This is a genomic window from Amycolatopsis sp., assembly GCF_035276945.1.
Classification (GTDB): Bacteria; Actinomycetota; Actinomycetes; order Mycobacteriales; family Pseudonocardiaceae; genus Amycolatopsis_E.
In genome coordinates, this window is the sequence record NZ_DATELF010000170.1 from 1 (window position 1) to 8307 (window position 8307).

10 protein-coding genes are annotated in these 8307 nt (G+C 66.6%); 3 read left to right on the top strand and 7 right to left on the bottom strand.

Annotated elements, in window-relative coordinates; all coding sequences use genetic code 11:
• The 4 genes from VJT49_RS30420 to VJT49_RS30435 form a co-directional block, all read right to left on the bottom strand.
• Window positions 1-234, bottom strand: a 234-nt coding sequence (locus VJT49_RS30420) for a hypothetical protein (protein WP_324168412.1), incomplete at its 3' end; no start/stop codon positions are given.
• A gap of 242 nt (window positions 235-476) precedes the next feature.
• Window positions 477-935: a hypothetical protein gene (locus VJT49_RS30425; RefSeq protein ID WP_324168413.1), complete on the bottom strand. Its 459-nt coding sequence runs from the start codon at window positions 933-935 to the stop codon at window positions 477-479.
• Window positions 936-1232: 297 nt separating this feature from the next.
• Window positions 1233-1676 (bottom strand): thioesterase family protein, encoded by a 444-nt coding sequence (locus VJT49_RS30430; protein WP_324168414.1) that lies wholly within the window; start codon window positions 1674-1676, stop codon window positions 1233-1235.
• A complete protein-coding gene (locus VJT49_RS30435) occupies window positions 1670-1849 on the bottom strand; it encodes a hypothetical protein (RefSeq protein ID WP_324168415.1) in 180 nt (59 codons plus the stop codon). The genes VJT49_RS30430 and VJT49_RS30435 overlap by 7 nt, the downstream gene beginning before the upstream one ends.
• A 481-nt stretch (window positions 1850-2330) precedes the next feature.
• On the opposite strand from VJT49_RS30435, the gene VJT49_RS30440 reads away from it, so the two are divergent.
• Both VJT49_RS30440 and VJT49_RS30445 read left to right on the top strand, forming a co-directional pair.
• Window positions 2331-2837 carry a hypothetical protein gene (locus tag VJT49_RS30440; protein ID WP_324168416.1) on the top strand — a complete coding sequence of 169 codons (507 nt, stop codon included), beginning with the start codon at window positions 2331-2333 and terminating at the stop codon, window positions 2835-2837.
• A gap of 1079 nt (window positions 2838-3916) precedes the next feature.
• On the top strand, window positions 3917-4990 hold the full coding sequence (locus tag VJT49_RS30445) for a transposase (protein WP_324168417.1): 1074 nt from the start codon (window positions 3917-3919) through the stop codon (window positions 4988-4990).
• 427 nt (window positions 4991-5417) lie between these two features.
• Here VJT49_RS30445 and VJT49_RS30450 read toward each other — a convergent pair whose 3' ends face one another.
• From VJT49_RS30450 to VJT49_RS30460, 3 genes are read right to left on the bottom strand one after another with little or no spacing between them, the layout of a single operon-like run.
• Window positions 5418-6659 (bottom strand): RNA polymerase sigma factor, encoded by a 1242-nt coding sequence (locus VJT49_RS30450; RefSeq protein WP_324168418.1) that lies wholly within the window; start codon window positions 6657-6659, stop codon window positions 5418-5420.
• Window positions 6656-6985, bottom strand: coding sequence for a YciI family protein (locus tag VJT49_RS30455; protein ID WP_324168421.1), 330 nt, complete (start codon window positions 6983-6985; stop codon window positions 6656-6658). The genes VJT49_RS30450 and VJT49_RS30455 overlap by 4 nt, the downstream gene beginning before the upstream one ends.
• Before the next feature lie 37 nt (window positions 6986-7022).
• Window positions 7023-7658, bottom strand: coding sequence for a dihydrofolate reductase family protein (locus VJT49_RS30460; RefSeq protein ID WP_324168419.1), 636 nt, complete (start codon window positions 7656-7658; stop codon window positions 7023-7025).
• A gap of 466 nt (window positions 7659-8124) precedes the next feature.
• Here VJT49_RS30460 and VJT49_RS30465 point away from each other — a divergent pair.
• Window positions 8125-8307, top strand: a 183-nt coding sequence (locus VJT49_RS30465; protein ID WP_324168420.1) for a hypothetical protein, incomplete at its 3' end; no start/stop codon positions are given.

Here is an 8307-nt window from a genome sequence, read left to right on the forward strand (position 1 = left end):
GTCCTTGTCCTTGTCACTCTCCTTGGTCTTGGTGGGTTCCTTGGTCTTGCCCGGGTCCTTGCTGTCGTGGTCCTTGGTGGGCTTGGTGGTGGTCGTCGGCACGTCCAGGACTTGCTGTCCCACGATGCCGCCGCCGGCCCGCGACTGCCCGTCGATGGCGGCGGCCGTACCGATGGACGCCGCGCTCAGAGCCAGCACCGCCAGTGCCACTCCCAGTACCTGACGCTGTCTCATTACCTACCCTTCGTTCGCTGTGAAATGTTTCGCCGAAGCTGAAATCTCATCGTCCCGGTAACGAGAATTCTTGATCACGCAACGGGGTGACCAATCGTCACAAAATTCTTTCGGAAGCGATTCGAGTCGTTTTGCTCGGATGTCCGGTTTGTGCAATTGGAGACATTTTCGGTGATGGCCGGAAAAGGGAATTCAGTGGCCCGCGGCGGGCGCTTCGCCGAGCACCCGCCGCGGGCCGGTGATCACTGTGTGACGCCGGGCAGGGTGATGATCTGGCCCGGGACACCGATGCCCGCGACGCACACGGGGATGCGCACGCTCAACCCCACCGCGGGGCCGCTCACCACCAGGCCGAGGCCCACCGAGTTGAGGCCGGCCGCGATCAGCCCGGGGTTCACGCTGAGCCCGAGCGTGCCCGGGCACGCCGGGACGTCGGCCGTCGAGGAAGACTGCGCAAGCGCGGGCAGCTTGACTTGCGGCAGGATTTTCCGTTGCGAGTCCGGCTGTGTCGCCGACGACGGCGTGTTCACCGTTGAGTCGGCCGTTGTCGCCGCCGCGGCCAGTGGGGCGGCCAGCAACTGACCGCCGGCCGCGAGCGTGGCCACGGCGCCGGCCACCACGCAGGCCAGCTTCCGGGTGCGGCGCGGCGCCGGACGGCCCGCCGCCGGCAATGAACATGATTTCTCTTCGAACCCCGACATTACCTCTCCTGTGTCTGATCCCGCAGAAAAATTCCACGCAGGCGCGGTCAATCTCCGCGGGTGTTTCATGATTCGCGTCGAAAGATCGACTGCAGCCAGGAAATTAGTTGCTTCCGCGAGGTCCGGCAAGGGGTCGAGGTGGCCGGGAAGGCGTTTTACAAACTGTTGAGTGACGCGCGTGCGGAAATGCCACGAAGGTGGTTCGAACCAGGCTTTCGGGTGTCACTTCATCGGCCGGAAGCGCCAAGGTCTCCCCGGCGATCACGGGGAGACCTTGACGCGCCCGGCGGCGGCGGGCTATCCGGCGTGATCGGGCACGAGGACCGTGGTGGTGGTCCCCGACGGGGTGACCTTGCTGAAAACTTTGGTCCGGGTGAACTCGTCCTGGTTCACCACGACGAACCCGAGCCTGGCACGGCAAACCTCTTCATGGTCGTCGTGCACGGCGACCTGCCATTCGCTGTAGGAGCCGCGGCGGGAGTCGCATTCGACGACGATGGTCAACCGGGCGCCGATCGGGATCGGCCCGCAGTGCGAGATGTGCTGCCAGGCACCCAGCGAGCACTCGTCGGCCCGGAGATCCTCGCGGAGCATCTCCATCGCGAACCATTCGCAGACCTCCATCAGCCGGGCGCTGGCCATCACCGGAGGCTTGTAGACCGAAAACTCGGGACTGCGGGTGATCGCGCGTACCGAATCCTGATCCGTGACGACGTAGGTGAAGGTGCGGCTGTTCACCATGTCGTACCGTCCTCGGCAAGGTGGTCCGAGCCGGGCAGATGCCCGTGCGGCCTGGCACAGCTCCACCCGTCGTGCTCGATGTCGGCCGGGACCGGCATCAGCCTGTCCCCGCACGGCGACGGAGCGGCGGCCCGGATGGTCACCAGGCGCGCCGGGGCGAGAAGGCCCCCCATGAATTCTTTCCTTTCCAACGTGGCCATGCGGCTGCTCACGGCGTGATCCCCCATCGCTGGTTTTTCCTTTCTCGTCAACGGGACAGTGGATTCGAGGGCCGGAGGAGGTGGTTGCCGGTGGTGCCGGTCCCCGACGCGCCCCGCGGCTGCCTCGTGCGGCGACCCTCTCGTCGTCCGGGCGAAAAACGCCGCAGACACAAGCAAGCGGTCATCCCATCGAACGAAAAACAGTCCCCCAACGGGTTACCCACCACGCGAAGGACCCCAGCCACGTGGGCGTGGCTGGGGCTGTCGGCCGGGCCTGGAAGCGGTTTCCGGCAGTGACTGGTTGGGTGGCTATGGGAACTGGCGCCGGGGCGGGTTCGTGGCTTCCGTGAGGGAGGACCCATCGCCGGTGGCGACTCCTCCCTGGGGCATTACGGTCACCTGCTGTCCCTCGGTCACTTGCTGTCCCTCGGTCACGGTCGTCGGAACGGTTGTCGTGATCGTCGAAGTCGCGGTTGACGTCGAAGTTTCGGTTGACGTCGACGTCGACGTCGACGTCTCGGTCGTGGTTTCGGTCGTGGTGGTGGTCGTGGTTTCCGTCGACGTGTCTGTTTCCGTTGTGGTGGTGGTCGTCGTCGTGGTCGACGTGTCCGTTTTCGTCGTTGTGGTGGTCGTCGGATCGGTTGTCGTGTATGTCTTCGTCGTGGTTGTGGTGGTCGGCGAGGTTTCGGTGACGGTGTCCGGATCCGTGGTCGTGGTCCGGTCGGTGGGGTCCAGGGTGACCGTGATCGGCCAGATGGTGGTGCTCGGCGTCGTCGTGGTCGTCGGGGTCGTCGTGGTCGTGGGCGTCGTCGTGGTGGTCTGGGTCGTCGTTTCCGGTGGCTGGCTGTTGGCCGGCGGGGGTCGGAAGGTCACGGCCACCGCGTACCAGGCCGCCGCGTCGGCGAGGGTCACGGCGCCGTTCTGGCTGCCCGCGTTCGCGCCGATGATGTCCTGTTCGTAGGCCGATCCCGTGGACGTGACGACCCTGGGTGTGTATCCCTTACCCTGGCTCGATCCGGGAACGAATTGGCCCGGATTCCCTTTCGCGACAACGGCCGAATACACCAGCTCGCCGCGTTTGACGGGTGCGGTGGCCCCGGTGTCGACGGCGGTGCCGACGCCGCGGCCGGAAACGATCTGATCCAGTGGACCGGACAGCGCGAGGCCACTGTATTCGGCGAAAGTACCCGAGAGATTGGCCGGCCCGCCGGCGCGCACGGTGATCGTGAGACCGGATGGCGCCGATTTGCTCGCGGGGCGGTAATACAGCGCGATGTCCCCGTGGCCATCCTGGAACGAAGTGCTGGCCGGCGCCCGGGTCCACGCCCCGTTGACGTTGTCCGACACCTGGACCTGGCCGGGCCCGTTCTGCTGGGCGAACCAGCCGACCAGCAGATCGCCGGACCGGACCGGTCTCGTGGTGAACGCGAGGGCGGGCACCTGGGCGTTCGTGCTGAACGCACTTCCCTGCACGTATGCCGGCGACGCGGCGCGCGCCACGCCCGGGGCAAACAACAGGAGACCAGCGACGATGGCGGTGGCCAGCAGGATTCCGCCGAATTTGCCACAGGTTGCGGGGCGTACGCGGCACGCGCGTCTGACCTTCAAGATAACTCCCTACGTGCAACGAACGGTGGTCATCACTGTGCGTATCGTTCTCCGGAACCGTCACGGTCTCGTCGCTGCATCCGCGCTCCGGACTGAGGCGGGGAAAACCGGGAAACCCGTTTTTCGCCACCCTCCACAAGGGACAGTTCAGTGTGCGCGACGTTCAGCCCGTTTCATTTCTGGGTATCGAGGACGACGCGGAAGCGGTCCTGGCCGGAGAGCGCTCGTAGGCTTTGGGGCGTCGGGCAGTGGCCGTACCTCGTTGTGGCTCGCCGAGGTGGCCGAGATGGCTGACGTCTTGGATGGCGACCAGCGCACCCGGCGCGGTAGACACCAAACGTGACATCAACTCGCGCGGGCAACTACGCGACGCCTCGGTCCGCTAAGCTTCCAGGTCAAGTTTGCCCCGACGACGAAGTTGGGAAGTTGAGCATGACCGAGAGCCGTGACGCCGCGCCCGAGGCGCCTGAGGGGGTGGACATCGAGCGGCCGTCCGCGGCCCGGGTGTACGACTGGTACCTCGGAGGCGATCAGAACTGGGCGATCGATCGCGAGTTCGGTAAGCGCGCGCTCGATCTGTTTCCGCCTGTCGCAGAGTTGTGCAGGCTGAACCGGGAGTTTCTCGGCCGTGCGGTGCGCGCCGCGGTGGCCGCCGGCATCCGCCAGTTCCTCGACCTGGGTTCCGGTGGTACTGGTGGGCCGCTGGAAAGGGCCCGCCTTCGGCGGGCACCTCGCCAGCGGCCCACCAGTACTACCGGGTTTGTTGACCTGACAGGGAATCAAGGCCTGCTGGGGCAGGTCGAAGGCCGCTCGGCCGGTGATGCCGGGGCCTGGCTGGCCGCCAGGACACAACAGTGGCGTGACGGCATCTCGACTGTGGCGATCGACATGTGCGCGGCCTACCGGGCCACCGTTGCCGAGCACTTACCGCACGCGAGGCTGGTGGTCGATCACTTCCACGTGGTCCAGCTGGCCAACCAGATGGTGAGTTCGGTACGGCGGCGGGTAACCGCGACACTGCGGGGACGCCGGGTCCGCAAGGACGACCCCGAATACGGGCTGCGCCGGCGCCTGCTGCGCAACCGGGAAGACCTCACCGTCGAGAAGTTCACCGACATGTGGAACCGCCTGGCCGACCTCGGCCAAGCCGGAGACGAGATCCTGACCGCCTGGATCGCCAAGGAAGAACTCCGCACGCTGCTGGCCCTGGCCCGGAAGGACGCCGACCGGCACCGGATTTCCCACCATCTCTGGGTTTTCTACCGCTGGTGCGCCGACACCGACATCACCGAACTACACCGCCTCGCCAGAACCATCCAGGCATGGTGGCCCGAGATCGAGGCATTCATTTTCACCGGCATCACCAACGCCGCCAGCGAGGGCGTCAACCGGCTCATCAAGCTCGAAGCCCGCAACGCCTTCGGCTTCCGCAACCCCACCAACCAACGCCTACGATCACGCTGCGCAACCACCCGCGCATCCCGGCGACGCACCAAGCCCGGCTAACTTCGAAGACCCCCCAAACCTCCTGATCAATGGCTTACCGGTCACCATGAAACCCGTTCACGCAAAGGTTCGGCGGGGCGGTTACCAGAGACCCTGAGAGTCGGTCCCAGTGGGTATCCGATGGCCCTGTGAGGTTGTTGTTCGTTGGTGTCAGCAGCGTGCCTGTGCCGGATACGCCCGCTCATGCGGATGACAGTGCAGTGCCGACCGTCAGAAGCTGACGACCTCATGCGAATATTAGGTCGATCCGATTGCCATCACCGGGCATCGTCTGCGCGCTCGGCGCCGCGAAATGCGTACTCGCGACCTGGCATTCGAATCTCGGACGAAGCGAGAGCCCCGTCGCCGGCGCGATAGGTTGCGGAATGCGTCGGCAGGGCGGCCCGGGGGCCGGCCTTCGCTTCGCGCGGGTTCGATCGGATCCCGGCTACCGCAACTGGTCGCGGCGGCGTGTCAGGTAGGCGGTCTCGGCGGTGTTGCCTGCCAGGTCGATGGCTTTGCCGTAGGCCGCGCGTGACTCCTGGCTGCGGCCCAGCCGGCGCAGCAGGTCGGCGCGGGTGGCGTGGTAGGCGTGATAGCCGGCCAACCTGTGATCAAGACGGTCGACGGCCGCGAGTGCCACGTCAGGGCCGTCGAGTTCGGCGAGGGCGATGGCCCGGTTGAGGGCGATGACCGGCGAGGGGTCGAGGCGGACGAGCTGGTCGTAGAGGGCGAGGACCTGTGACCAGTCGGTGTCGCGCATGTCGCGGGCGGAGGTGTGCACGGCGTTGATCGCGGCGAGGATCTGGTAGCGACCCGGAGTGACCCCTGCCGCGGCGGCAGCCAGTCGCTCGCGCACCAGCCGATGCCCCTCGGCGATCAGCTCCGCGTCCCAGGACCCGCGGTCCTGCTCGTCGAGCGGGACCAGGTCGCCACTCGCCGAAACCCGGGCGGTACGGCGGGCCTCGGTGAGCAGCATCAGCGCCAGCAGCCCGGCCACCTCACCGTCGGTCGGCAGGAGGGCACGGATCAGGCGGGTGAGCCGGATCGCCTCGGCCGTCAGGTCGGGACGGAGTGGATCGGTGTCGGGGCCGGTGGCCAGGTAGCCCTCGTTGAAAATGAGGAAGAGGACGGCGAGGACGCCGGAGACACGTGCCGGGAGATCATCCGCGGACGGCACCCGATAGGGGATGCGAGTCGCCTTGATCTTGGCCTTCGCGCGGGTGATCCGCTGCCCCATGGCGGTCTCCTGCACCAGGAAAGCGCGGGCGATCTCGGGCACGGTCAGACCGCCGACCATGCGCAGCGTCAGCGCCACGCGGGTCGGCATCGCGAGCGCAGGGTGACAGCAGGTGAAGATCAGCCGGAGTCGCTCGTCGTCGATGACGCCGACAGGCACAGACGGCACAGCCGGGTCGTCCCACAAGGTCTGAGCCTCCTTGTGCTTGTCGTCGCGCTTGCTTTCGCGCCGGATCCGGTCGATGGCCTTGCGGTTGGCGGTGGTGGTCAGCCAGGCGCCGGGGTTGGGCGGTAAGCCGTCGGCCGGCCACCGCTCCACGGCGGTCGCGAACGCCTCGGCGGCCGCCTCCTCGGCGATGTCGAGGTCACCGAATCGCTTCGTCAGGGCGGCGACCACCCGCGCCCACTCCTCGTGGTGGGCACGGGTGATCGCCGCCCGGATGTCGATCACGCTTCCAGGAACGGGCGCACCTCGACCTTGCGATTGCAGGCCTTCGACCCGTCGGCGGCGAGCTTGAGCGCGACATCGAGCTCGGGGGCCTCGATGATCCAGAAGCCGATGACGAACTCCTTCGACTCCAGGAACGGCCCATCGGTGATCACCGCGCCCTCGCCCCGGTTGTCGATGACGGTGGCATTGTCGGGAACGCCGAGCCCGCCTGCGAAGACCCAGTGGCCCTCGGCCTGGAGCCGGTCGTTGAACACGTCGATCGCAGCGTGCTCCTCGGAGGTGGCGTCGTCGCCCCTGTCGTGGATCACGGAAATCAGGTACTGTATCTGAAGATCATCTCCTATGGTGTCAAGACACTGTGGTTCACTGGTTGGGTGCTTCAGTCGGCGCGTACTGCGGGCGCCCGGCCGGCCGGTAGACCTGGATCGTTACGCCGTTTGCGTCGACTCGCGACTCGACCAGGTCGAGCGCAAGATCAGGGCCGGTCTCCGGGAACAATCGCGCGCCCTGGCCGAGAATCACCGGGACCACGATCAGAGTCATCTCGTCGACCAGATCGTTGGCCAGCAGCCACCGGGTCAGGGCGCCACTGCCGTGTACCTGCAGCTCACCCCCCGACTTGGCCTTCAGCTCTCGGACGGCGGCCGCGACGTCTCCGGACAGGACGGTGGTGCCCGACCATGCCGGATCGGTGAGCGTGGTCGACGCCACGTACTTGGGCTGTGTGTTCAACGCTCGCATGACGGGCTCCCAGCCAGGGACATCCCCGACCGTCAAGGACCCCCACGAGCCGGCGAACAACTCGTAGGTCCGCCGGCCGAGCAGGAACGCGTCGGCGCGCTGGTAGGTCTGGTTGATGAACCCGTGGGTCTCGTTGTCACCCTTCCCCAGGGCCCATCCGCCGCGCTCGAATCCGTTCCCGCGGTCCTCATCCGATGCGTGGCCGTTTCCCTGCATCACTCCGTCGATGGTGACCTGGGTCATGGTTGTGAGCTTCATGTTCGCGCTTCCTTTACTTGGTGCCAGCCCCTTGTGGGCGGCCTCACCCCTGCTACGAACACCACCGCCCCGATCCGACACCGCCTCCCGGATTTCTTTGAAGAACTTTCCGGGGCGCCGGTCGTCAGCGATCCGCCAGCCCGACAGTTACGCGGCGACCGCGCTCCACTTCCTCAAGCGCGCCCAGCGCGGACAAGCTCCAGGACCAGATCGACCGCGAAGACCCTGACTAGTCGTCCACACATTGCCGCCGCCGAGCGCACGCCGCGAAGCGGGATTCGAGTTGGTGTCCTGCTGGCCTCGTGGACGAAGGCCGCAGCCGCGACGGGCTCAACTCGCCGTCACTGCTCCGAGGTCGCCCATGAACTCAACCCAGACTCCTGGCCCGAACTGACCAAGAGCGATGTCCGCACAAACCTAGACGCATTCACTCATCCGGAGCACGCTCTACTCGCGCTGGCCCGGTATGACGGGCTGGACCTTCCAGATGCTCACTGCCGTCTCGTCACCCTTGACGGCAAGCCCGACGCTGCCCATCTGCAGGAACGATTCCTGGCCGATCGACTACGGGCACGCATCGCTCTGGAGGAACGGACCAGAACCCGCGTCGTTCAAGGCGCTGGCCGCTGTACCCGAGGCCCCTCTGACT